The organism is Acidithiobacillus ferrivorans, from assembly GCF_016250455.1.
Taxonomy (GTDB): domain Bacteria; phylum Pseudomonadota; class Gammaproteobacteria; order Acidithiobacillales; family Acidithiobacillaceae; genus Acidithiobacillus; species Acidithiobacillus ferrivorans.
In genome coordinates, this window is sequence record NZ_CP059488.1 from 2,310,256 (window position 1) to 2,331,592 (window position 21,337).

Annotated in this window: 26 protein-coding genes; 23 read left to right on the top strand and 3 right to left on the bottom strand. The window is 53.8% G+C overall.

The features are described 5' to 3' along the window. Positions 1-57 precede the first annotated feature (57 nt). From fliD to H2515_RS11585, 11 genes are all read left to right on the top strand, one after another. On the top strand, positions 58-1,662 hold the full coding sequence (gene fliD / locus H2515_RS11535; protein ID WP_198660202.1) for a flagellar filament capping protein FliD: 1,605 nt from the start codon (positions 58-60) through the stop codon (positions 1,660-1,662). Next, positions 1,619-2,023: a flagellar protein FliS gene (locus H2515_RS11540; protein ID WP_172804455.1), complete on the top strand. Its 405-nt coding sequence runs from the start codon at positions 1,619-1,621 to the stop codon at positions 2,021-2,023. Before fliD ends, H2515_RS11540 begins: the two co-directional genes overlap by 44 nt. Before the next feature lie 132 nt (positions 2,024-2,155). Beyond that, positions 2,156-2,503, top strand: coding sequence for a flagellar hook-basal body complex protein FliE (locus tag H2515_RS11545; protein ID WP_035194043.1), 348 nt, complete (start codon positions 2,156-2,158; stop codon positions 2,501-2,503). A gap of 5 nt (positions 2,504-2,508) precedes the next feature. After that, on the top strand, positions 2,509-4,275 hold the full coding sequence (gene fliF / locus H2515_RS11550) for a flagellar basal-body MS-ring/collar protein FliF (protein ID WP_198660204.1): 1,767 nt from the start codon (positions 2,509-2,511) through the stop codon (positions 4,273-4,275). Continuing rightward, a complete protein-coding gene (gene fliG / locus H2515_RS11555; RefSeq protein ID WP_051984869.1) occupies positions 4,275-5,306 on the top strand; it encodes a flagellar motor switch protein FliG in 1,032 nt (343 codons plus the stop codon). The genes fliF and fliG overlap by 1 nt, the downstream gene beginning before the upstream one ends. Then, complete coding sequence (locus H2515_RS11560) at positions 5,306-6,745, top strand: flagellar hook-length control protein FliK (protein ID WP_198660205.1); 1,440 nt, start codon at positions 5,306-5,308, stop codon at positions 6,743-6,745. Before fliG ends, H2515_RS11560 begins: the two co-directional genes overlap by 1 nt. A 4-nt stretch (positions 6,746-6,749) precedes the next feature. Beyond that, positions 6,750-7,913 (top strand): flagellar motor switch protein FliM, encoded by a 1,164-nt coding sequence (gene fliM, locus H2515_RS11565; protein WP_198660206.1) that lies wholly within the window; start codon positions 6,750-6,752, stop codon positions 7,911-7,913. A gap of 4 nt (positions 7,914-7,917) precedes the next feature. Beyond that, on the top strand, positions 7,918-8,283 hold the full coding sequence (gene fliN / locus H2515_RS11570; RefSeq protein WP_035194038.1) for a flagellar motor switch protein FliN: 366 nt from the start codon (positions 7,918-7,920) through the stop codon (positions 8,281-8,283). Between the two features lie 3 nt (positions 8,284-8,286). Then, complete coding sequence (gene fliP, locus H2515_RS11575) at positions 8,287-8,973, top strand: flagellar type III secretion system pore protein FliP (RefSeq protein WP_035194036.1); 687 nt, start codon at positions 8,287-8,289, stop codon at positions 8,971-8,973. A gap of 47 nt (positions 8,974-9,020) precedes the next feature. Continuing rightward, positions 9,021-9,281 carry a flagellar biosynthetic protein FliQ gene (locus H2515_RS11580; protein WP_065413849.1) on the top strand — a complete coding sequence of 87 codons (261 nt, stop codon included), beginning with the start codon at positions 9,021-9,023 and terminating at the stop codon, positions 9,279-9,281. Next, entirely contained in the window at positions 9,263-9,991 is a 729-nt protein-coding gene (locus H2515_RS11585) for a sigma-70 family RNA polymerase sigma factor (protein ID WP_065413825.1), read from the top strand. The genes H2515_RS11580 and H2515_RS11585 overlap by 19 nt, the downstream gene beginning before the upstream one ends. Before the next feature lie 15 nt (positions 9,992-10,006). Here H2515_RS11585 and H2515_RS11590 read toward each other — a convergent pair whose 3' ends face one another. The 3 genes from H2515_RS11590 to flgA are packed head-to-tail and all read right to left on the bottom strand — an operon-like array spanning position 10,007 to position 11,322. After that, positions 10,007-10,306 (bottom strand): hypothetical protein, encoded by a 300-nt coding sequence (locus H2515_RS11590; RefSeq protein WP_141672386.1) that lies wholly within the window; start codon positions 10,304-10,306, stop codon positions 10,007-10,009. A gap of 2 nt (positions 10,307-10,308) precedes the next feature. Beyond that, positions 10,309-10,647, bottom strand: coding sequence for a hypothetical protein (locus tag H2515_RS11595; protein ID WP_065413826.1), 339 nt, complete (start codon positions 10,645-10,647; stop codon positions 10,309-10,311). 12 nt (positions 10,648-10,659) lie between these two features. Beyond that, positions 10,660-11,322 carry a flagellar basal body P-ring formation chaperone FlgA gene (gene flgA, locus H2515_RS11600; RefSeq protein WP_198660207.1) on the bottom strand — a complete coding sequence of 221 codons (663 nt, stop codon included), beginning with the start codon at positions 11,320-11,322 and terminating at the stop codon, positions 10,660-10,662. 48 nt (positions 11,323-11,370) lie between these two features. Here flgA and H2515_RS11605 point away from each other — a divergent pair, with 48 nt between their 5' ends. The 12 genes from H2515_RS11605 to H2515_RS11660 are packed head-to-tail and all read left to right on the top strand — an operon-like array spanning position 11,371 to position 21,336. Then, positions 11,371-12,066, top strand: coding sequence for a FliH/SctL family protein (locus H2515_RS11605; RefSeq protein WP_198660208.1), 696 nt, complete (start codon positions 11,371-11,373; stop codon positions 12,064-12,066). Then, entirely contained in the window at positions 12,066-13,391 is a 1,326-nt protein-coding gene (locus H2515_RS11610; protein WP_141672387.1) for a FliI/YscN family ATPase, read from the top strand. The genes H2515_RS11605 and H2515_RS11610 overlap by 1 nt, the downstream gene beginning before the upstream one ends. After that, entirely contained in the window at positions 13,391-13,834 is a 444-nt protein-coding gene (locus H2515_RS11615) for a hypothetical protein (RefSeq protein ID WP_035194025.1), read from the top strand. The genes H2515_RS11610 and H2515_RS11615 overlap by 1 nt, the downstream gene beginning before the upstream one ends. Positions 13,835-13,842: 8 nt before the next feature. After that, the gene (locus H2515_RS11620) at positions 13,843-14,103 is read left to right on the top strand and encodes a flagellar biosynthetic protein FliQ (RefSeq protein ID WP_198660209.1); all 261 of its coding nucleotides are present in this window, start codon (positions 13,843-13,845) and stop codon (positions 14,101-14,103) included. Next, a complete protein-coding gene (locus H2515_RS11625; protein WP_035194022.1) occupies positions 14,088-14,852 on the top strand; it encodes a flagellar biosynthetic protein FliR in 765 nt (254 codons plus the stop codon). The genes H2515_RS11620 and H2515_RS11625 overlap by 16 nt, the downstream gene beginning before the upstream one ends. 3 nt (positions 14,853-14,855) lie before the next feature. Further along, positions 14,856-16,004, top strand: a complete 1,149-nt coding sequence (locus H2515_RS11630) for an EscU/YscU/HrcU family type III secretion system export apparatus switch protein (protein ID WP_051984866.1) — start codon at positions 14,856-14,858, stop codon at positions 16,002-16,004. Further along, the gene (flhA, locus tag H2515_RS11635) at positions 15,997-18,099 is read left to right on the top strand and encodes a flagellar biosynthesis protein FlhA (protein WP_083091574.1); all 2,103 of its coding nucleotides are present in this window, start codon (positions 15,997-15,999) and stop codon (positions 18,097-18,099) included. Before H2515_RS11630 ends, flhA begins: the two co-directional genes overlap by 8 nt. Continuing rightward, positions 18,099-18,539, top strand: coding sequence for a flagellar basal body-associated FliL family protein (locus H2515_RS11640; protein WP_198660210.1), 441 nt, complete (start codon positions 18,099-18,101; stop codon positions 18,537-18,539). Before flhA ends, H2515_RS11640 begins: the two co-directional genes overlap by 1 nt. 12 nt (positions 18,540-18,551) lie before the next feature. After that, positions 18,552-19,433 (top strand): flagellar motor protein, encoded by an 882-nt coding sequence (locus H2515_RS11645; RefSeq protein WP_051984864.1) that lies wholly within the window; start codon positions 18,552-18,554, stop codon positions 19,431-19,433. Continuing rightward, a complete protein-coding gene (locus H2515_RS11650) occupies positions 19,430-20,290 on the top strand; it encodes a flagellar motor protein MotB (protein ID WP_065413830.1) in 861 nt (286 codons plus the stop codon). The genes H2515_RS11645 and H2515_RS11650 overlap by 4 nt, the downstream gene beginning before the upstream one ends. 18 nt (positions 20,291-20,308) lie before the next feature. Continuing rightward, positions 20,309-20,707, top strand: a complete 399-nt coding sequence (cheY, locus tag H2515_RS11655; protein WP_255305443.1) for a chemotaxis response regulator CheY — start codon at positions 20,309-20,311, stop codon at positions 20,705-20,707. Between the two features lie 56 nt (positions 20,708-20,763). Beyond that, complete coding sequence (locus tag H2515_RS11660; protein WP_231551204.1) at positions 20,764-21,336, top strand: protein phosphatase CheZ; 573 nt, start codon at positions 20,764-20,766, stop codon at positions 21,334-21,336. Position 21,337: the final 1 nt, after the last annotated feature.

Sequence of the window (21,337 nt, forward strand, 5' to 3'; positions counted from 1 at the left end):
CCTGAATGAGGGCCTGCTTGGTAGTGGGTAAACCACCGATGCTCAACAGGTGCTCGCATGTCCCTATCCGGTATACTCAGTTCCAGTCAGGTCACTTCTCTGATCACTGCGGCAGAAAACCAATATAACGCCCCCGTGAAGATTTTACAGGGCCAGGAAATTCCCCTGCAAACACAGATCAGCGCACTGGGCAATATTTCCTCGATCCTGTCTTCACTGCAGAGTGCAACGCAGGGATTGGATCATCTCTCTGCCTTAGCGCAGACGCAGGCCACCGTTGGAAACAGCGGCATTCTTTCGGCCGCTGCAAATAACACCGCGCAATCCGGAACTTATCAGGTGACGGTCTCCGGTCTTGCGGCGGCCCAATCGCTCTATAGTCAGGATTTTTCCAGTCAAAACACCACGGTGGGCACAGGTACCATTGGCATAACGGTCGGAAGTGGGACTACGGTTAATGTGCAGATCTCCAGCACCAATAACACATTGGCCGGTATTGAGAATGCGATCAACGGCGCTGGCGCTGGCGTATCTGCGAGTCTCGTGTATGACGGAACGGGTTATCGGCTGGTAGTGGCTGGCAATCAGACGGGAGCCGCGAATAGCTTTACCATCAGCACGACCGGCTCGGCACTGTCCGGGTTTACCTACAGCTCCGGAACCACAACGATGACGGAGAGCCAGTCAGCGCAAAATGCGTCTGCTACGGTCAATGGGATTGCTGTCACCTCGGCCACAAACAGCTTTTCGGGGACGATCCCAGGGGTTTCCTTTGCGGTGAGCGCTACCGGCAGCACGACAATAGACGTGTCTCCATCCAGTACGGCGGCAAAGACCGCCATTGCCAACTTCGTTAATGCCTTTAACGCGGCATCCACAGCCATCCAAAAAGCCACTGCTTATACTCCGGGCGCCGCCAGCGGACAATCCGGCAGCGGTGGGCCATTGATGGGGAATCCAATCATCAGCAGCATCGAAAATCAGATGTTATCCTTAATTTCCACTACCACGGCAGGTGGTGTCTCGGGGGGTGCCGATGCCATCGGCTTTGGGAATGCCGGAATCACTCTGACTTCCAGCGGCACCATCACCATTAACAGTGGTGCACTGACATCAGCTTTAAGCACCAATTACAATCAAGTGCTGGGTCTTTTTGGTGCCATGGGGGGGTCCAGCAACCCCAATGTGCAATATGCAGGCTCTGCTGCCGGTACCGTCGCTGGCGTTTACACGGTAAACGTCACCACCAACAGCAGTGCACTCACCTCAGGCACGGTGAATGGATATAGCGCTTCCGGAAGCAACGGTAGCATGACCGTGGAGAACGGCCCGGCGCAAGGATTGTCCCTGAATATTGCGCCCGGTGTAACCCCAACTGCGACACTTTTCTTCAACCAGGGAGTCGCGCAAAGTCTTGGGAGTCTTCTGAGTTCTGCGTTGGGCACCAATGGCACACTACAGCAAGCCGAAAACAGCAACCAAAGCCAGATTACAGCGATGAATAAGCAAATCACCAGCTATGAGAAAACAACTCAGGCACAGATTCAAGCCATGATCGCACAGTTCTCGGCTTATGAAAATGCGTCATCTTCTGCCGGCCAAACCAGCAATGAGCTCAATGCAATCTTCAGCAATCTATTCGGGGGCAGCAGTGGCGGCTAATCCTTATCAGGCGGTGCGCAATGAAACCGCTACCCCGATTGATCTGTGGGACCGTGGTTACAAACGCTGTGTTGCCTTGCTATCCGGCGCGAAACGTGCCATTGAGCAGCGCGAACCTGCGCAGCAGGGGCAGATGCTTTTTGATGCATTCGCCATCGTTGAATTCTGGACGGCTGCCTTGCCGATTCAGGAAGGGGCTCATGATGCGTCAACTCCAGGTTTGGCGCCGCGCCTTCGCATTGCGTATGAATTCATTCTCAACAAAATTGCGCATGGTAACGCCTTTGGAAAAACGGAAGACCTGGATGAGGCGATCCACATGCTCGCGCACCTGCACAGCATTTTCCATGCGAAACCTTAGCGAGAAGGCGGGCAGATCGACGGGCTGCGCGCTTAATAGCGGCACATAACAAACTGTAAAGTAACAAATTATATTTGGAACAATTATTGCATTGCTCCGGGGGACGGTTTGTATCCTTTGGAGAATATATACGTGACCCCATCCATCCAGGCGGTTGGCGCCTCCTTGGCACAGAGCCTGCTCCAACTCAAAACGGAGACGCTTCCGTCTTTGCCCACCATCTCAGCGGCTGGTGGCGGCGTCACCTCGGATCACAGCGGGTTCGCCGCATTGATTACGCATGGGCTGTCCATTGTCGCGCAGGCACAAGCCACTGCCGGCGCCAACGAAAAGGCATTTGCGGCCCAGGTTCCCGGGGCCCCGTCCCTGTCACAAACCATGCTCTCCATGCAAAAGAGTGGCATTGCTTTTCAGGAGCTTATTGGTATCCGAAATGAATTGACGCGCGGATACACAACCCTGATCAGTATGCCGGTATAAGTCGTATGGCATCCAGACTACAAGAGATCGGTGATCGCCTACAGCGCACCTGGGTAGAAGCCAGCCAATCAAAACGCCTGGCGATAGCTGGTACCGGAGCCATGGGTCTTGCCGTCCTTTTTGGCATCTGGGCTTGGGTCAATCATACCGATTATGCCGTGGTGTATTCTGGTCTCAGCCCGCAAACAGGCGGCGCCGTGATTGCGCTTCTCCAAAAAGAAGGTACTCCGTTCAGGCTGGAGCAGGGCGGCTCCACCGTTGAAGTGCCCGCTGCGGATGCTGCCCAGGTACGCCTGACTCTGGCTGAACAAGGGCTGCCGACACAGGCATCCAGCGCCTTATGGAAACACCTGCAAAATGAGAAACTGGGCACGTCCAGCTTTGTAGAACACACGACCTATCTGCGCGCCCTCGAAGCCAGTTTGGGGCGCGATATCGAGTCCATCCACGGCGTTGAAAAGGCGTCGGTAAACCTTGCCCTTCCCGAGCACACGCCATTCCTTGAGACGATGCCGAAGGCTAAGGCCGGTGTCACGCTACAGTTGATGCCAGGCGTAACGCTGAGCAGCCAACAAGTCTTTGGTATTACGCATCTGGTAGCGTCCAGCATCCCCGGCCTATCCAGCGCGGATGTAACTGTGGTTGATCAGAATGGTCACGCGCTGACTGCGAAGACGCATGGAGCCAACGCTTCCCGGATACTGCATTTGCAGAACAGCGTCGAGGCGCACTACCGGAAGCAGATATTGGCCCTTCTGGCCCCCCTCGTTGGCGGTGCACAGAATGTCCGAGTCGTCGTCGATGCCCGACTGGATCTTGCCAAGGGACAGCGCAGCTCGGTGACTTATGGAGTGGGCCATGTGGTGACGGCGGCTCTGTTGTCGGCACACAGGAAAGGAAATCTGGATGGCGGTTCGTTTGGTATTCCCGGCGCCCTGTCCAATCAACCACCAGGGGCACCGCTGGCACCGCTGACTGCCCCGATCAGCAGCGCTCCTACAGCGCTAACCTTGAGCGAAATCAAGGCGATGATCCCCGCCTCGCAAAAAAGCGACCAACATTTTCGTTATGTCCTTGATAAAACGGTTGCTTTCCAGAAGGATGCGCCATGGCGATTACGAGACCTGTCGGTCTCCGTACTGGTCAACGGAACCGTTCTACCGTCCACCGCGACGACCACGTTGGTAGCTGCACCAACGGCATCCACGATCTCTACAAAAGGCGCGGCGACCGCTGCGCAAAAAACGGTATCAATCCTCTCCAGCATGCAGACATTCACTGCCCAGGAGCTGCAATCCATGCAGAAAATGGTGGACAACTCCATCCATGCATCGGCGCAAAATGGCACGGTCGATGTGGAGGCCATGCCGTTCCGTGCGACGCCGACAGTCCACCGTGCTTGGTGGCAACAGCTCTCTCCATGGAGAATCTGGCATGCTATTGAATGGTTCCTCTTTGCGTTGGTGGTCCTTCTCCTGCTGAGAAAACCCATCCGGGAAATGATGCAAGGGCTATCCAAACGCCGGGGGCCGGAAGCCGCATCCCATGCCGTAGTAGCGCAAGGCCCTGTATCTGAGGACCAGCGGCATGGGGCAGGCACTGCACCACGGGTGCTGAATGATGATGGCGCGGTACTGGACATTTCGGGCGTTGGAGAAGGACGACTGGCAGAAAACATGGAGACCATAAAAACCTTAATCCGCAATGATAGTACCAGGGCGCTGCAAGTGGTGCGCGAGTGGATTGGTGACTTGGGCGAAGGAGAAAGTTGATGGCCGAGATATCGTCAGGACGTGGTCATTTAAGCAAAGGGATCGACTATGCGGCGACATTTTTGCTGAGCATTGGTCCGGATGAGGCTGCGGTGCTCATGCAAAAACTTGCGCCACGAGAGGTACAACGGCTTGCCGCAGCCATGTCCAGACCCCGCAAAATTAGCCGGGAAGTGCTGGAAACCGTCATGCAGGATTTTGTGGATCGGTTGCGGCACCAAACCTCCGTTGGCGGTCAAGGTGATTCCTATCTCCGCGAGGTGCTGGCCAAGGCCCTCGGAAAAGACAAGGCCACAGAAGTTTTGGATCGAATTGTTACGGGTGGTGAGTATGCTGGCCTGGAAATCATTAAGTGGGCTGACGCCAAGACGATAGCTGAAATGATTCGCTTTGAACACCCTCAGATTGTGGCCTCGATTTTGGCCCATCTGGAAGCGGATAAGGCGGGTGACGTTCTGCACAACCTACCCGACCGCATTATCCCGGATATCGTTTTTCGGCTCGCGACAATGGCCCCGGTGGCTCCCAACGCGATTCGAGAACTCAATGAAGTTCTGGATCAGCAGTTGTCTGGACAAATTACCAATACCATTGTTCAGGGAGATAGTGGTGGTCCGAAGGCGGCGGCGGAGGTGCTGAATCGCCTTGAGCCCAGTCGCATGAAGTCCTCTCTGGACTATGTGCGTGGACTGGATGCCGTACTTGCTCAGAAAATCGAAGACAACATGTTTACCTTCGAGGACTTGAAGGAACTGGATGCCCGCTCACTACAGTTGATTCTTCGCGACATTGATCGAAATGTACTGGTCACAGCAATGAAAAACGCTTCGGATATCCTTAAAACTCAAATTTTTGCCAACATGTCTGAGCGTGCCGTCGAGATGCTTCGTGAAGAGATGACTGCGCAGGGCCCTATTCGCCTATCCGAGGTGGAAAGCGCACAACGCACCGTACTGTCGGTTGCGCAAAAGCTCGATCAATCCGGCCAGATCGTCCTCAATCGTGGCGGTGAAGATGCGGTGATCGGCTGATGCGTAATATCATTCATACAAACTTACCAACGTCGTCGCCAGAAGGGTCGCGCTTGGCCAACACTAAAGTGTTAAATCAAGCCACTCCCACCAGTTTCTCAGCACAATTGCAAATAGCAAAGAAAACGCAGGCTCACAAAGCCTTGCAGCAACATCCAGCAGCATCCCGTAAAGACCCAGGAAGCACCGCGGGTACAACTACTAGCGGGACTGGAGCACAACCAGTACCGCCATCCAATACAAATGCACTGCTCGCTCCGACACCGGCACCAAGCATCATACCGGTGAATAACCAGATGGTAGACCCTGGGGGTATGGCATCAGTGAGGTTCACTCAGGGACGATTGCAAACATTTTCGCAAGCACAAAATGATATAGCAAAAACAAGATCAGGAACCAAACTTTCAACCAACATTACTGCCCTTTCAGAATCAGGCCCACATTCTGCCACGATCCATGGAACCGTAACCACACTACACCCACAAGGGGGGTATAGGACGTCGCTTCAACAATCGGTGCAGCAGTCGTTGATGGCCACACCGGTGGCGCAATCCATGGGGCCATTGCTTCCGCAGGGTATCCGGCATGGCCACGCTATCAATCCGCATCAAGCAGCAATCCAAATCGCGGATACGAGCCCGGGAGAAAGCGTTCTATTGCACCAGAAGGCACGGCACGCACCCAGGGGTGTCGTAATATCATCATATACTGGGAAGAATAATCACCAAATAAACATGCATATGCGACTTGATGTCGAAAACAAGAACAAAACACCTGTCGGAATCACGAACAAGGTTGCCGCACTTATGCCACAGGTGGTAGTACCTAATGCTGCTATTCAAGTCTCGCAAAGCACGGCGGCAAACGGGCTCAACAGCCCGGCAACCTTGACAGCAAGTGAGGTGAACCTACTGCTTACCGGAAGCACCCCTCTCCTATGGGTTGCTAACCCGTCAGTAGCCACCACCAACTCATCTGCCACACAGGAATCATGGAACCAGTTAGCGCCCATCGACCTGACTCAGCCGGGCTGGCAGCACGTCATCGCCGGGCGTATTCGGCAAACACAACAGGGCAGCATGCTACAAATACAGGTGCATCCACATCACCTCGGCCCCATTTCCATGCAAACATCGAATGGTGCGAATGGCGTGATCTCTGTGTGGCTACAGGCGTCCAACCCCCAAACGCAAGCACTGCTCCAGCAAGCCTTACCGCATATCAGCCAGAGTCTGTCTAGTCTTGGGTCCAATGCGTCCGTGGAGGTGAGCACTAACGCTTTTGGAGCTTTCGGGTCTGGCGCACAGGGTCACACTCCGAATCATGGGCGCACTGGAGAATCATCTTCTCGCCCATCACCAACGGTGCCAAAAAACCCGGAATCATTGGCCATTGATTCCGTAACATCCACAGTTTCGGGCTTTGAGTCCTGGATATAACGACATGTCTACAGATGAAAAGAACCCCTTGCAGGGCGCCAACCCTTCGCCACCTGAAACGATATCTGCCACCGTCAACCAAGATGATATTGATGCCTTGATGGCGGCAAGTGTGGATGCTACGGAAACAGTCGGTGATACGGCGGTTTCTCAGGATGATATTGATGCCTTGATGGATCTGGTAGGAACGCCATCCAATACCCTCTCCGTCCCCAGTTCCGAACCTAAGCGGGGAGATCAGAAAGTAGGTAGGAGCGATGCGGTATCTGTCGACCTTCTCAACCAGGATCGTGTTGCGCGTAGTCGCATGCCGACCATGGAGGTGCTGAATGATCGCTTCGCGCGCGCCTTTCGCGGTAGTCTATTTAATTATCTGCGCGTCAACGCCGACATCATACCCACTTCAGCGCAGATGACCAAATACGGAGATTTCATCGGGAAAATTGCGTTGCCCTCCTACTTTGTAATGGTCAGCATGACCCCACTACGTGGTTCGATGCTGTTTATCCTGGATCCCTACCTATGCTATGCCGTCATCGAGGCGTTCTTTGGCGGCAATGGCAAACTTGAGCCCAAATTGGAAGGGCGTGATTTCAGCGTTATTGAACAGCGCGTTTTCAACCAGATCATAGATCATGCCATTGCCGATTTCACCTCCGCCTGGGATCCGATCGTCAAGCTGCAGATGAAAGTCACGCGATCCGATGTCAAGGCGCAGTTTGTGGGCATCGCCGCAAGCCCAGAAATCGTGGTAGCCAGTAGCTTTGAAATCGAGATGGAACGCTGGCGCGGCAAGTTCTTTGTGTGTTTTCCATACCATTCCGTCGAGCCCTTTCGTGAACAATTAATCTCGGGCGTTGCCGCAGATCAGACGGAAATGGATGCTACCTGGAAAACCGCTTTGCACAAAGATATTCAGGATGCCTGCGTTGAGGCCACCGTTCTGCTCGCTGCAAGAAATATTACTTTTGGTGAAGCCTCCAAGCTTCAGGCGGGAGATATTATCCCTTTTGACAAACCTGATATCGCGACGCTTTTTGTTGAAGACATTCCCATTGGGGATGGGCGCTATGGAGTATCTAATAGAAAATACGCTTTGTGCATCACCCAATATCGGTCTCCTGATGAGGAAGACATTTTGAAAGCTGTTCAGATAAAGAAGGAATAACAACATGGCTGAAAACTCTGTGAATGCACTCCCCATGGAAGATTTTTCTGCAACCATCGATGGGGTCGAGAATGGGGAAATACCAGCTCTTCCTGGTGGCAAGCCCTCCTTAGACATGCTTCTCAATGTTCCTATGCGCATTTCCGTGGAACTGGGTCGTGCGCGGATCCCGGTGAAAAGCATTTTGCAACTGTCTCAAGGGTCTGTAGTGGAGCTTGATCGTGCATCTGGAGAGCCATTGACCATCTATATTAATGGCGAACTTTTTGCTTATGGCGAAGCGGTATTGGTCAATCAGGAACGGTTTGGAGTACGCCTGACATCGATCGTCAACCGAAGCGAGCAAATCAAAAATCCCAGGGAGCCATAAACCATGGCTGGAGGAGTTCCACTGCTTGCCGCAGCCGCTAGCAAGGCGAGTGGTTTGGTAACGTACTCGTTGCCAGTGCAGACTGTTATTCTGATGACGATGCTGATGTTTGTGCCAGCCATCGTACTAATGATGACCGGGTTTACCCGTATTATCATTGTCCTCTCCCTGCTTCGGCAGGCTTTGGGATTGTCCACGATGCCGCCCAATATTGTATTGATTGGTCTGGCGCTTTTCCTGACATTCTTCGTCATGCAACCCACTTGGTCACAAATCAACCGGCACGCATTGGAACCTCTAGAAGCAGGAACCGTTACCGTTACTCAGGCGATAGGTATAGGTGCTACACCATTGCGTACGTTTATGCTGAAAAACACCACCAAGGATGCCACGGCAGAGTTCCTGCGCATGGATGGCATCAAAAAGGCATTGCCTACAGCGGCAGCCATTCCCATGCGCGTATTGATACCCGCATTTGCCGTTTCGCAATTGGAGTCCGGGTTCGAGATCGGTTTTTTGGTATATCTGCCGTTCCTGGTTATTGATTTGCTGGTCGCGGCAGTGCTCATGGCCATGGGTATGATGATGGTCTCTCCGCAGACCATTTCCATCCCCTTAAAATTGATGCTTTTTGTATTGTCCGGTGGCTGGCTACTAGTAACGGGCACCCTCGTCAGGAGTTTTTCATGACGTTCGAGTCTCCATAAAGGCGATTCAAAATGGTCCATGATGGATGGATGTTGAGCGCAGTTACGCAAGCAGCCCGCACTGGAGCCTTGATGGCGTTACCACTGCTGGGTGCCGCACTGATAGCAGGAATAGTCATTGGCTTTGTTCAGGTGGCCACGCAACTATCGGATATGAGTGTCGGATTTGTGCCCAAGGCATTCCTTATTGTGCTGGTCCTGTTCATAGGCGGTCCTTGGCTCGTATCCCTCTATATCCATTACATGGCGCAGCTCTATATGGAGATCCCACATTGGGTTCAGCACCGATAACGCTCTGCGAGCAGGACACCAATGCCTACCTGCGTGAATATTATCCGCTGATCCTACGTCTGGCTCAACGGATTCAGGACGGCCTGCCCTCGCGTAACGCATACGATGACCTCGTACAGGCAGGTATGCTGGCCGCATGGGCATGTGCAGGTCACCATCAACGATTCGCTGCGCCGCAAGAATTTGTCAAACTGCTGGCTGTGCGCATTCGCGGCGCCATGTTAGACCTGCTGCGGGAGGAAGATTGGGCACCACGCCGACTGCGAAAAAAAAATAAAACGCTGGAGGTCGGAGCGGCCCGCTGTATTCAACGCCTGCAGCGCTACCCTAATGACCAGGAGTTAGCCGAAGCGATGGGATGGTCAGTCCATGAACTCCATCAACATTGGAGTGAAATCGGACGTGCCGCCCCCCTATATTTGGAAGATGTGCTTCCTGCGCATGCGGAACTCATGGACGACACTGCGCAGCCCCATCACCGCGCAGAGCGCGATGAGGCTAGAACACTTTTAACGGAGGCTATCGCTGCCTTATCGGAGGAAGAGCGTACAGCTCTTTCCCTATATATTTTGGAAGAACTCACCTTGGAAGATGTTGCCCATGTGATGGGATTCAAAAGCAAGAATACTGCTCTAAAATGGGTTACTCAAGGGATCATCAAATGCCGCGCTTTTTTGTTGGCGCGAGGTCTTGATGCCGAATCCATCTAGCGGCCGCCCCGGACATCACTTCACTTTATGAGCTACCATTCCCGCTGAGGTTGCCAGCCAACGCGTGGCAGTGGCTTTTGCATCTGCCACGTAGTTTCCAGATTGCACCTGTCCACGCAGCCCTTCAAGACGCGCAAGATGCGCAAGATCAGAAGAAACTGGCTGCGGTGGAACAGCCTCACCCATCGCTGGTTGGGCGGCTTTTTTTGATGTTGCCAGCGACGATGCTGATGTATGTGATACCGCGTTTTGTGTCTCTAGAGAACCGAAGGAAGCACCGCTGGCACTGCTTACACCACCCAATGGATTGTTCATTGCTAGCCTCCCGCCGCGAACGGCGAAGAAGCATCAGTACCGTCCATGTACTGATGCATCAACTGTTGATGTGCCTTTCGCCAAAAACGCAATGCACTTTCGACCATCATACCATTGTCTGTCGATTTCTGTAAGATTTCCTGCAACAACTCTCTAACCTCCGACACTATTGCGCCATCGATCTGAAAAGACTCCATAAGTCGCGTTTTTTCATCCGCAACCTGCACCAGCAGGTCATAATCTCCACTGGAGACGGCCACCCTCTCGGCATCAAGTAACACGTTCATGGCTCTCAGATTTTCCATTACCCCAGCCAGGTGGGCAACATTTTTTTTCTTCATCAAGCCATCCCCTTATGATTTACCGGGCGTAAGCAATACCTTTCCATCCAGTTGAACTATTCCAGTTACCACTTTGCCACTTTCGGTGTTACGTACCAAAAGCGCGGAACCGAGACGCCCATCATTCAGGGCTATTCCCTCGGCGCGTATGCGCACATTCCCAAAGCGGGCTTCCAAAGTTACCTGCTGCCCCTGATGAATGATTTCTGGTGCCACCAAGTTTTGTGGGTCGATCTTCGCTCCAGTATTTACATTGGCATTTAAAACTTTCCCCACCACGGACCCCTCAGAAAAACAGACCGGACCTGTCTCCGCCGAGATCAGCTCGCGTCGAACGGTCAAGTCCTGATGTTTTATTACGGCACCTGCGCGCAAAAAGTCCGCAGCCAGGACAACAGGTCGCCACAATGTGAAAGTGAATGGCACATAAATGGTCCAACGCGGCGTAGCACAAGACACTGCCACAGTTGCCGCCCAGGCGCTACGGTCCGTCATTCGTGCCTGCAGCGGACTTTGGCAGGCAGTCAGCCAACCATGCGTCGTTGGTGCCAGCGCAGTTACCTGAGCATCGGGCGTAGGATTTTCCCGGACCAAGACCAAGCGCGCCGCCTGCACTACTGAAGTCGCGCGTTCCCATTCGGTCAGATTCCCGGCATGCGCTTGAATAATATACATATTAAACATAACAAGCATGGCGGTATATTTATTGCATATATGCCATTTATGAATGCAACACACATTACCCCCTTTCTTTTTTCCAGTCTGGACGCTTCCGGTCAGGAGCCCCAGCTAGAGGAGACTGCATTATCTGTGCCAACGGCAGAGGAACTTCAAGCACAGGTGTTCGCTGCCGCACAAATGGATGGCTGGACAGTAGGGCATGACGAAGGCTTCACCGCTGGGAAAGACGAAGGCTGGATCGCTGGAAAGCTGGAAGGCCGGATCGCCGGAAATACTGAAGGTTTAGCTGCGGCGGCGACGGAGGTGGTCTTTCTCCGAACCCTCGCCGCAGAGTTGGCCAACTGGGAAGAAGAGACGAGAGAATTCGTGGAGAGGATGACGCTTTCTATCGCATTGGATGTGGCTCGCTTTGTAATTCGCAAGGAAGCACGAGAAACCACAGCGGACGCGCTCCAGCAACAATTGCAGAATTTGCTCAAGACACTGCCATTGCCCACTCTGACGCCCCACTTGGTCTTGCATCCAGACGATATTGAAAGCCTGCGAGACTCAGCCCCGGGGGCTTGGACAATTACTCCTGATCCTCTCATGGAAAGGGGTGGGGTGCGCGTGCAGGCCCGACCGCCGGAAACATCTGGACAGACTACTGGCGCCGAAAGATTCACCATGCCGGAATGGGATGCCCGGATCGAAACGCGTTGGGGGGAAGCCCTTTCCAAACTCACGGGAGCCGATTGATGCGGATGCTAGCCCAGGCCGAAATGCACCTGCGAGAGCTCACCTCCACCCTTGGCGACTGGGGGCCACCGCCCATTTCTGGTCATGTACTGCGTGTCAATGGCACGGTGCTCGAAGCCGTAGGCGTATCCGCCATGATTGGTCAATATACCCGGCTGGAAACGCCGGAGGGGGGGCGTTTGGGTGAGGTCATCGGATTTTCTGGAGACCGCGCCACCATCATGCCCTTTGGTGGCCTACGCGGCATTTTCCCCGGTGCGCTGGTTACCCTGATGGACCAGAACACTTCCGTACCGGTCGGCTCGGCACTGCTTGGGCGTGTCGTCGACGCCATGGGTCGCCCGCTGGACGGACGCCCCCTACTTGCCCCAGAACGTCGTCCGCTGAAAAGCCCGGCGCCGCACCCCATGCGTCGCCAACGCATCCGGGAGCCTCTAGATGTCGGAGTTCGTGCTATCAATGGCCTGCTAACGATAGGAGAAGGGCAGCGAGTCGGCCTGTTCGCCGGCAGTGGTGTGGGTAAAAGCGTCCTCCTCGGGATGATGGCACGACATGCCGCAGCCGATGTCGCTGTCATCGCGCTGATCGGTGAACGCGGCCGCGAGGTCCGGGAATTTGTGGAAGACATTCTCGGGGATGGTCTGCGGCATGCGGTGGTGGTCGTGGCTACAGCAGATGCGCCACCGGTGCTGCGCATGCGTGGTGCCGAGTATGCCACCGCCATTGCCGAACATTTTCGCGATCAGGGCCAAAAGGTCGTGCTGATCATGGATTCCCTCACACGCTATGCCATGGCCGCCCGCGAAGTAGGGTTGGCGGCGGGGGAATTACCCGCCACCAAAGGCTACCCGCCTTCGGCATTCTCTTCCTTATCTTTATTGACCGAACGTGCCGGAACGGGAGAAATCGGGGCGATCACTGCTTTCTATTCGGTGCTGGTGGAAGGAGATGACCTGCAGGACCCGGTAGCGGATACCGCTCGAGCCATCCTTGATGGACATATCGTTCTCACTCGGGATCTCGCTGCCAACGGGGTTTTCCCGGCCATTGAACCGGCGTTGTCCGCGAGTCGAGTAATGGCGCTGGTAACGACGCCGGAACACCGACAAGCAGCTCAGCAATTTTTAGATTTGTGGGGCCGTTATAGAGAGCGCTCAGATCTGATTGCCATCGGCGCCTACGCCGCAGGATCCGACCCATTGTTAGACCAAGCTGTACTGCAATTTCCAGCATTGCGTCAGTTCTTGCAGCAATCGCCGACGGAATCCAGCGGGTTCACAGACAGCCTCCGCGACCTGCAAATGGCTATCGGAAGCGTGAACTGATGCGACCGGAAACACTAAAACTCTTGCAGGCCGTGGCCACGCGAAAAGTGCAAATTACGGCACAGCAGGCCGCTGAGCAACAGCGCCGACTGCAACAGGCCACGGCACATGAAGTCCTGTTCTTACAACATGCAGCCAAACTGGAAGTGCGCACCCGACAATGGCTTGATCAGGACTCAGGATGTCCAACTCATCTGCTCCTCGGTGCCCAGCACTTCCATAAGGCCATGCACACGGCGCTGGATCTTCAGCATTCCACCATCCTGCACCTTCAGGAAACGCAGGCGATCGCCGCTGCTACGGCTGGTGCTGCTCAACGCTTGCAGCGACAGATCATGCATCTCTTCACACAACAGCAGCAAGGGGAAGCAAGCACTCAACGGCAGCAGGAACAGCGTCTCAACGACAATCTCTGTACGCGACCGAGAGTTACCCAACAGTGACCACTGACATGATCACCAAACTGCTCCGCCAGGATCTCTGGTACGCGATGATCGCCTTTCTCCCGATTGGCTTAGCCACGGTCATTGTCGGGTTGTTGGTTACCATTCTACAAGCCTGGTTGCATTGGAATGATGTGTCGCTCTCTTTTGTTCCAAAAATAATCGTTGTGGGGATTATTTTTATTTTTGGCTGGTGGATCTTTGTGTCCACATTTACACAATGGTTTGAACAACTTGCTCAAGCGGTGCCGTTATGGCTGCAACACTGATTACGTTTACACAGGCACAAGTCAACGGATGGGTGGAAACCGCCGTATGGCCGCTCACCCGTATTTTGGCTTTTATATCGGTGGCGCCGTTCTTTTCTTCTAGTTGGTTGCCGACCTTCTGGAGACTTGGTTTTGGCGTTGCAGTCACCTGGGCCATTATCCCCACACTGCCAACCGCCATTACATGGCCGGGCATGGCTGTTGCCATGATCATCCTGACGGTGCAAATGGTGATTGGCGTTAGCCTTGGTCTCCTTTTCCGAGCCATGCTGGGAGTCATCGAGCTAGCCGCTGGATGGATCGCTTTGAGCATGGGGCTTGGGTTTGCTACCACGGTATCCCAGCAATATGGAGAACAAAGCAACACCCTTAGCGAGCTATTCTCTTTTGGTGTCTTGCTCCTTCTTATTGCTGATGGCGCCGTCCTCGGAATGCTTCATGTCGTGGCCATGAGTTTTCAGGTGTTTCCAATAGGATTTTTTTGGCCGAACTGGAACTGGCTGCATTTGGCCAACTATGGGCAGGTGATATTTACCGACGGCATTCTCATCGCCCTGCCGGTCATCATGATGGTGCTTGTCGCCAATCTTGGGATGGCGGTGATTGCCCGCGTCGCGCCACAGATCAATCTTTTCGCCATCGGTTTCCCGATCTTGATTCTTGTGGGTATGGCTGGACTTTATGCACTCATTCCTTGGCTACCACGACTCGTAGAACACCTCTTCTCTCTTACTGTGCGGATGGTCTGAACGATGGCAGAAAAAGAAGATCGCACTGAGCAGGCGTCGCAAAAGCGATTGGATGATGCCCGCGAAAAAGGGGATGTTGCCCGTTCCCAGGATTTTACTTCAGCCACCGTAGTGATCGGAGTTGCCGGGCTTTTATTGAAGATTGCCCCGGTGATTGGTACTGATCTCTACAATAATCTGGTGATCTCCCTGTCACCACCAGTCGGGACACACGCACTGCTGAACCCTCAGGACCTCTTTCGCAATGTCTTGAACGACTTGCGAACAGCCATCGGCGTTTTTCTGATCACTGGCACGGTAGCCTTGCTGATGGCTACCGGCGGAACAATTGTCATCGGCGGATGGACCTTTTCTCCGCAAAAATTCTTCGACATTGGTCGATTGTCCTGGCTGCAGGGGATCATGAAACCCTTCTCTAAACAGGGCGCCACGCTCCTGCTGGGCGATATCATGAAAACCATGGTGTTAGGTACGGCCATGGGTCTGATGATCTGGGGTCAGAGGGAAGAATGGTTCGCTCTGCTGACAGAGTCACCCCATGCCGCAATCCCCCATGGTTTGCAGGCACTGGGGGGAGATTTTATGATTTTTGCCTTGCTGCTGCTCATCCCAGGAGGGGTGGACGGCATCCTTCAGCGTCGGATGTTTGCCACCAAGATGAAAATGTCCAAGGAAGAAGTCAAGGACGAGTATAAGGAATCCGAAGGCAACCCCATTGTTAAATCGCGTATACGGGCACTGCGCCGCAAAATGGCAAAAATGCGTATGATGAAGGCCGTCGAAACGGCTACGGTGGTGATCGCAAATCCCGACCATTATGCCGTTGCGCTGCAATTTCAAGAATCCATGGCTGTGCCTCAGGTGGTGGCTAAAGGTGCGGATCTGATAGCCGAACACATCAAGGAACGGGCACGCGCTCATCAAGTCCCCATCCTTACCGCCCCACCGCTGGCCCGTGGCCTGTATCGATTCGGTGAGATTGGTGCGTCCATACCAGAAGGCCTGTATGAAGCCGTGGCCATTGTCCTCGCCTATGTGGAACAATTGAATCGCGCTAAAGCAGGTTGTGGAGCAGCACCGCGCGACTGGGGATCACTTGAACTTTCCGCCGAGATCGGCAGAGAATTTGAGGAGGCAACCCAACATGGCTGATCCACAAACTATCAAAGCCTCGTCCGGCGCCATCCCGGCTCCTGTTGAGCTATGGGCGAATTATCAGTCGCTGCTCGGGCCACTGGTGCTTATCATGATCCTCACAATGATCGTGGTTCCGCTGCCACCCATTCTGCTAGACGTGTTGTTCACCTTTAATATCACTTTTGCTCTGCTCATCCTGTTTGCTGCGTTGCACGTCAAAAAACCACTCGATTTTTCAGCGTTTCCGACCGTGTTGCTGCTTGCCACACTCCTTCGTTTGGCGCTTAACGTCGCTGCGGCACGGGTTATTTTGCTGCATGGATTTCACGGTAATCAGTCCGCAGGGATCGTGATTGAAAGCTTTGGTCGCTTCGTCGTAGGTGGCGATTATGTCGTGGGCATTGTCGTATTCGCCATCCTGATCATTATCAACTTTGTCGTCGTCACCAAGGGATCCTCCCGCATCGCTGAAGTCGGCGCCCGGTTCTCCCTAGATGCCATGCCTGGCAAGCAAATGGCTATAGATGCAGACCTAAACGCTGGCATGATCACGCAGATCGAAGCACGCCGCCGTCGTGATGAAGTCAGCGCCGAATCAGATTTTTACGGTTCTATGGACGGCGCTTCCAAGTTCGTGCGCGGCGATGCCATCGCCGCCATACTCATCATCATCATCAATCTTGTTGGTGGCCTGATTATTGGCGTGTTCCAGCACAATTTATCACTCGCTGCCGCTGCGAAAACATACACCCTGCTTTCGATTGGAGATGGATTGGTCGCACAAATCCCTTCGCTGGTCATTTCCATGGCGGCTGGCATTCTCGTCAGTCGTAGCGGCACTGAGGGCGAGGTGAGTCACTTGGTTAGTGGGCAGGTATTCGGAGGCAACCGCAAGGGGCTGCTTATCACCGCTATTACTTTGGGTGTAACAGGCATTATTCCCGGCATGCCCCACGTTGCTTTTTTGTTTTACGCCATATTGACGGGCATTTTGTGGCAGGTGCTGCAGCGTCGAGCCACAGTTACAGCCACAGCGGCGGCACAAGCGATTACCGCTCCGTTCCAAGAGCCTCCGGCAGACGTTGTGGATTCCAATATTTTGCGCCCGGTGGAACCGCTCTCCATAGCCATTGGTTATCAGATCATCCCGCTCATTGCCGAGGGTGGAGACCTGCAGAAACGACTTAACCTACTGCGGCGGCGGACCAGCGAAAATCTAGGCTTTTTACTTCCCAGTATTCATGTTCATGACGATCTGACCTTGCGTCCCGGCGGCTATCGCATTCAGGTGCATGGCGTTCGGGTCGCCACCGGCGATGTGCGCGTAGGCTCTCTGCTCGCCATATCCGGGAAAGCTCCACTGCCCCCCTTGGAAGGTATTCATACGACCGATCCGGTATTTGGAGCTTCCGCATATTGGATTGCTACGGAGCGCAGTGATGATGCAGAACTGCTCGGCTACACGGTCATTGATCCGGCCACGGTAATCACCACGCATACCAATGAATGCCTAACCCGTTATATCGGCGAACTTTTTGGTTTGCGACAAACCCAGGAACTGCTTGACATCGCCGCGGCACGCAATGGAAAGCTGCTGGAGTCGGTTGTCCCGCGCGTCATCTCCATACCAGCCTTGAGCAAGGTCTTACGGGAACTGGTCGTTGAGGGAGTTTCTATCCGTGATATGCCGACCATCCTTGAAACCCTGGCAGAAAACGGACAGGAAGGCGCTAGCATGGTGCAAACCGTGGAGATTATTCGCTCACGCCTCGGTCGCCAGATACTGAGCGTACTGGCGCCCGACGACCCCATTCAGACCGCCATACTTGGGCAGTCCATGGAACAACTTTTACTGAATGCAGTGGAATCAGCCGGTCCAAATGGAATGCCTGCTCTGGAACCTTCTATCCTGATGCACCTCATGCAAGCACTACGGCAAGGCATCGAGACGATGCAGGCACAATCGTTAAAACCGCTGCTCGTGGTGCGAGACCCATTGCGCCAGGCACTGTCCACTTGGCTACATTCGGCGGGATTAACGATGGCTGTGGTCGCTTTTTCCGAAGTGCCCGGTGCAAGGCCGTTGAAAAGTGTCTTGGAGATCTCTTAATGAATAAAAAAATCTTGATCGGTGGCTCTATCCTCTTGTTGTTGGCACTCGGAGGTGGCGGAGCATGGTGGATATTGCATCGGCCAACGGTTACCGCCACACCAAAACCATATATGCGGCAACTAAATTTCAAATCCTTTGTGCTATCGGTGCAGGGTCCGCATGGCACACCGCATTATCTGGTAATCAACATGTCCGCAGTGATCTCCTCTCCTAAGGCGCTCCCCGCTACTTGGGCGGTTACGCACAAGGCGATGTTACGTGCCAGCGTGCTATCCGCCTTGCTGCGGCTTCCCGATATAAATGAAACAATTACCAAGCCACCGGTCCGCGCTGCACTAAAAAAATCTGTGCGCCAGGCCGTGCTCCAAGTACTACGGCAGACAGATTCCCAGGCTACTGTGACCGATCTTTATATCACCAAGCTGCTTATGCAATAGGGAACCGCCTCCATGGCCAATGAAGAAATAAAAAGCACACTAGATGGGCGGGGCTACAAAAAACCCACGGCGAAAAATCGCCTGGATTTACTGTTCCCGTTTGGACTCGCCGGCGGCTTCGCTGCACTGCTAGGTGCCGCCATGGTGGATGGCACCAGTCCGATTGCCTTTCTCAATCTGGCCGCGCTTATCATTGTCGTAGGCGGAGCTGTCAGCGCATCCATGGTGCAGCATCCATGGCCCATCGCGAAACGGGCGCTACTGATAATCAAATGGGGATTTTATCCTCCTCATTATGATCCTGCTGAGTTTATTGATGAGATCATTGATTGGGCCAAAAAGGCGAAGACCGGTGGCCTGCTCTCTATGGATGCGTTGATCGAGGGGGTTGAGGATCCTTTCATGCGAAAAGGCCTGCAGATGGCCGTGGATGGTATCGAATCTGTTGTTATTCTCAAAACCCTGCGTCTGCGCCTACATACGCAAACCGAGGTAGATATGATGGCAGCTAGCCTTTATGAAGCGGCTGGGGGATATGCGCCTACTTTTGGCATCATGGGTGCGGTAACGGGGCTCATCGAAGTGATGCACCACCTCAATGATCCATCTACGCTGGGCACTGGGATTGCCGCCGCTTTTGTGTCCACCATTTACGGACTGGTCCTGGCCAACGTAATTTGCATTCCAACAGCCAACCGTCTGCGCGGAGTGATCGCGGAACAACTGGTGGCCCGCAATGTCTTTTTAGACGGACTCGCAGGCATTCTGCGTGGTACTAATACCATGGAGTTACGGGAGGTGTTGGAAAGCTACTACTTGCCCAAAACCCGTACTCCACCACTCCACGATGCAGAGAAGCTCGCCTCTCCCGCCGACATGAGCAATGCGGCATGAGCACCAAAGCAGACGATCTGGAAGCTTTGGATGAACAGCGGCATAAGCGATCCGAGAATGCGGCTGGAGCGGATCGATGGTTGATCTCTTATGCCGACTTCATGACCTTGTTGCTGGCTTTCTTCATCGTGATGTTTGCCATCTCTCAAGTAAACAAGGCCAAAGTTGAAGGTTTCGAGCAATCCATGCAGGTTGCTTTTGGCGGGAAACGACCCGTGACGGAAACGGTCCCACCCAAAGCCAACGCGCCTTTCCATCATCTACCCTCTCCAGTGCCGCTGATTGCTGTGCCGCCCGCAGTCGCCCAGGCCATTCGTGAACAGGAGCTTGCCATGAGGCGGATGCGAGATGAGCTGGAAAAAGTGCTACAACCATTGATCAATACCCATGAGGTCAGCATTGCTCACACCCCAATGGGGACCAGAATAAGGATCAATGCCAGCGTCCTCTTCGCTAACGGCAGCGCCCAACTTCAGCCCAAGGCGCTCCAAATCGTCGATGCCGTGGGGTTGGTACTAAAGCCTCTCAACTATCGTATTTTTGTGGAAGGTTATACGAATAAAGAACCGATACGTTCCGCAAAGTATCCGTCGAACTGGTACCTCTCATCAGGCCGGGCGCTCTCGGTGTTGAACAGGTTTCTGCATGATGGTGTGAATCCGTCTGTCCTGAGCGCTGTAGGTCGCGGCAGATATCATCCTGCCGTTCCCTATACCCAGAAAACCATGCAACAAGCGCTTGCAGGCAACCGACGAGTTACCATCGTCGTGCAGGGGAATACGCGCATTATCATGAGAGAAATGACGCGCCTGACGGAACAGATGCCGACAGGTATAGCAAACGCCACAATAAATTAATGCTATCGGAGGAAACCAGTGAGCATCAACACCACCCTCAAATACTTAGTTGTCGATGACTTTGCGACCATGCGCCGCGTTGTGAAAGGACAGCTTCGAGAACTGGGCATTGAAAACATGGACGAAGCGGAGGATGGGCTAGACGCGTTGGTCGCGTTACGCAAAGGTGGATTCGGCTTTGTCGTCACCGACTGGAATATGCCCAACATGCAGGGTATCGATCTGTTACGCGCCATTCGTTCCGACCCCCTCTTGCACCACCTGCCGGTGTTGATGGTAACGGCAGAGAACAAGAAGGAAAACATCATTGAAGCTGCCCAGGCGGGGGTCAACGGATACATTGTCAAACCTTTCACCGCCGATGTGCTCAAGGAAAAACTTGAAGCCATTTTCAAACGTCTGGAGGCCGTGCGATGACACGACGCAAAGCAAGACCAGCTATCACCACCGATTGCAAGTCGGATACTGATAGGATGCAACCGCTGTTAACGGCTGACTCATCCGTAGGCATGCCGACGCAGTCAAATGGATTACGCCTGCTGGCAGAGGCCGACCTACTCCTGAATGAGGGACTGAGACGTATCGCTGGTGCAGGTGATGATCTGCCAGATGCCTGCAACCCGATTGAAGAAGCCTTGGCGTTGTCCGAAACCCAGACAATGAATACGTTAGAGGCACTTGAATCGGCCCAAGCCGCTATTCGACGGATTGAGAGCGTCCGGCAAGGCTTTATCGACAAGGATATCCTGGAGATCAAGGCGGCCATGGCCACCATTCTAAACTCTCAGCAAGGACAGGATTTGGCTGGACAGCGCCTCAAAAAGGCACTGCGTCTTTTGCATGCGGTGGATGATCGTATCAGCCAGGCGTTGACAAGCTTGCAAGACGCTATGGGAGTGCCCCGCATGGAGACCGTTGATATTGCTTCCACGCCGGAAGAAGCACCATTTGCGCACACTGACGCGCCAGCCCTGGATGCGGCGATTCATGGGAAGCGTGTTGAACAGGATGATGTAGATGCTCTTTTGGCCGAGCTGGGAATATGAC

Bases quoted from the DNA above. Each gene is read 5' to 3' on its own strand.
- H2515_RS11615 (WP_035194025.1), top strand. From the start codon at position 13,391: ATGCGACCGGAAACACTAAAACTCTTGCAGGCCGTGGCCACGCGAAAA.
- fliG (WP_051984869.1), top strand. From the start codon at position 4,275: ATGGCCGAGATATCGTCAGGACGTGGTCATTTAAGCAAAGGGATCGAC.
- H2515_RS11540 (WP_172804455.1), top strand. From the start codon at position 1,619: ATGCAATCTTCAGCAATCTATTCGGGGGCAGCAGTGGCGGCTAATCCT.
- H2515_RS11605 (WP_198660208.1), top strand. From the start codon at position 11,371: ATGAATGCAACACACATTACCCCCTTTCTTTTTTCCAGTCTGGACGCT.
- H2515_RS11630 (WP_051984866.1), top strand. From the start codon at position 14,856: ATGGCAGAAAAAGAAGATCGCACTGAGCAGGCGTCGCAAAAGCGATTG.
- fliF (WP_198660204.1), top strand. From the start codon at position 2,509: ATGGCATCCAGACTACAAGAGATCGGTGATCGCCTACAGCGCACCTGG.
- flhA (WP_083091574.1), top strand. From the start codon at position 15,997: ATGGCTGATCCACAAACTATCAAAGCCTCGTCCGGCGCCATCCCGGCT.
- H2515_RS11580 (WP_065413849.1), top strand. From the start codon at position 9,021: ATGTTGAGCGCAGTTACGCAAGCAGCCCGCACTGGAGCCTTGATGGCG.
- H2515_RS11595 (WP_065413826.1), bottom strand. From the start codon at position 10,647: ATGAAGAAAAAAAATGTTGCCCACCTGGCTGGGGTAATGGAAAATCTG.
- H2515_RS11640 (WP_198660210.1), top strand. From the start codon at position 18,099: ATGAATAAAAAAATCTTGATCGGTGGCTCTATCCTCTTGTTGTTGGCA.
- fliD (WP_198660202.1), top strand. From the start codon at position 58: ATGTCCCTATCCGGTATACTCAGTTCCAGTCAGGTCACTTCTCTGATC.
- H2515_RS11620 (WP_198660209.1), top strand. From the start codon at position 13,843: ATGATCACCAAACTGCTCCGCCAGGATCTCTGGTACGCGATGATCGCC.
- H2515_RS11645 (WP_051984864.1), top strand. From the start codon at position 18,552: ATGGCCAATGAAGAAATAAAAAGCACACTAGATGGGCGGGGCTACAAA.
- fliP (WP_035194036.1), top strand. From the start codon at position 8,287: ATGGCTGGAGGAGTTCCACTGCTTGCCGCAGCCGCTAGCAAGGCGAGT.
- H2515_RS11625 (WP_035194022.1), top strand. From the start codon at position 14,088: ATGGCTGCAACACTGATTACGTTTACACAGGCACAAGTCAACGGATGG.
- H2515_RS11660 (WP_231551204.1), top strand. From the start codon at position 20,764: ATGCAACCGCTGTTAACGGCTGACTCATCCGTAGGCATGCCGACGCAG.
- H2515_RS11560 (WP_198660205.1), top strand. From the start codon at position 5,306: ATGCGTAATATCATTCATACAAACTTACCAACGTCGTCGCCAGAAGGG.
- flgA (WP_198660207.1), bottom strand. From the start codon at position 11,322: ATGTATATTATTCAAGCGCATGCCGGGAATCTGACCGAATGGGAACGC.
- H2515_RS11650 (WP_065413830.1), top strand. From the start codon at position 19,430: ATGAGCACCAAAGCAGACGATCTGGAAGCTTTGGATGAACAGCGGCAT.
- H2515_RS11590 (WP_141672386.1), bottom strand. From the start codon at position 10,306: ATGAACAATCCATTGGGTGGTGTAAGCAGTGCCAGCGGTGCTTCCTTC.
- fliN (WP_035194038.1), top strand. From the start codon at position 7,918: ATGGCTGAAAACTCTGTGAATGCACTCCCCATGGAAGATTTTTCTGCA.
- fliM (WP_198660206.1), top strand. From the start codon at position 6,750: ATGTCTACAGATGAAAAGAACCCCTTGCAGGGCGCCAACCCTTCGCCA.
- H2515_RS11610 (WP_141672387.1), top strand. From the start codon at position 12,066: ATGCGGATGCTAGCCCAGGCCGAAATGCACCTGCGAGAGCTCACCTCC.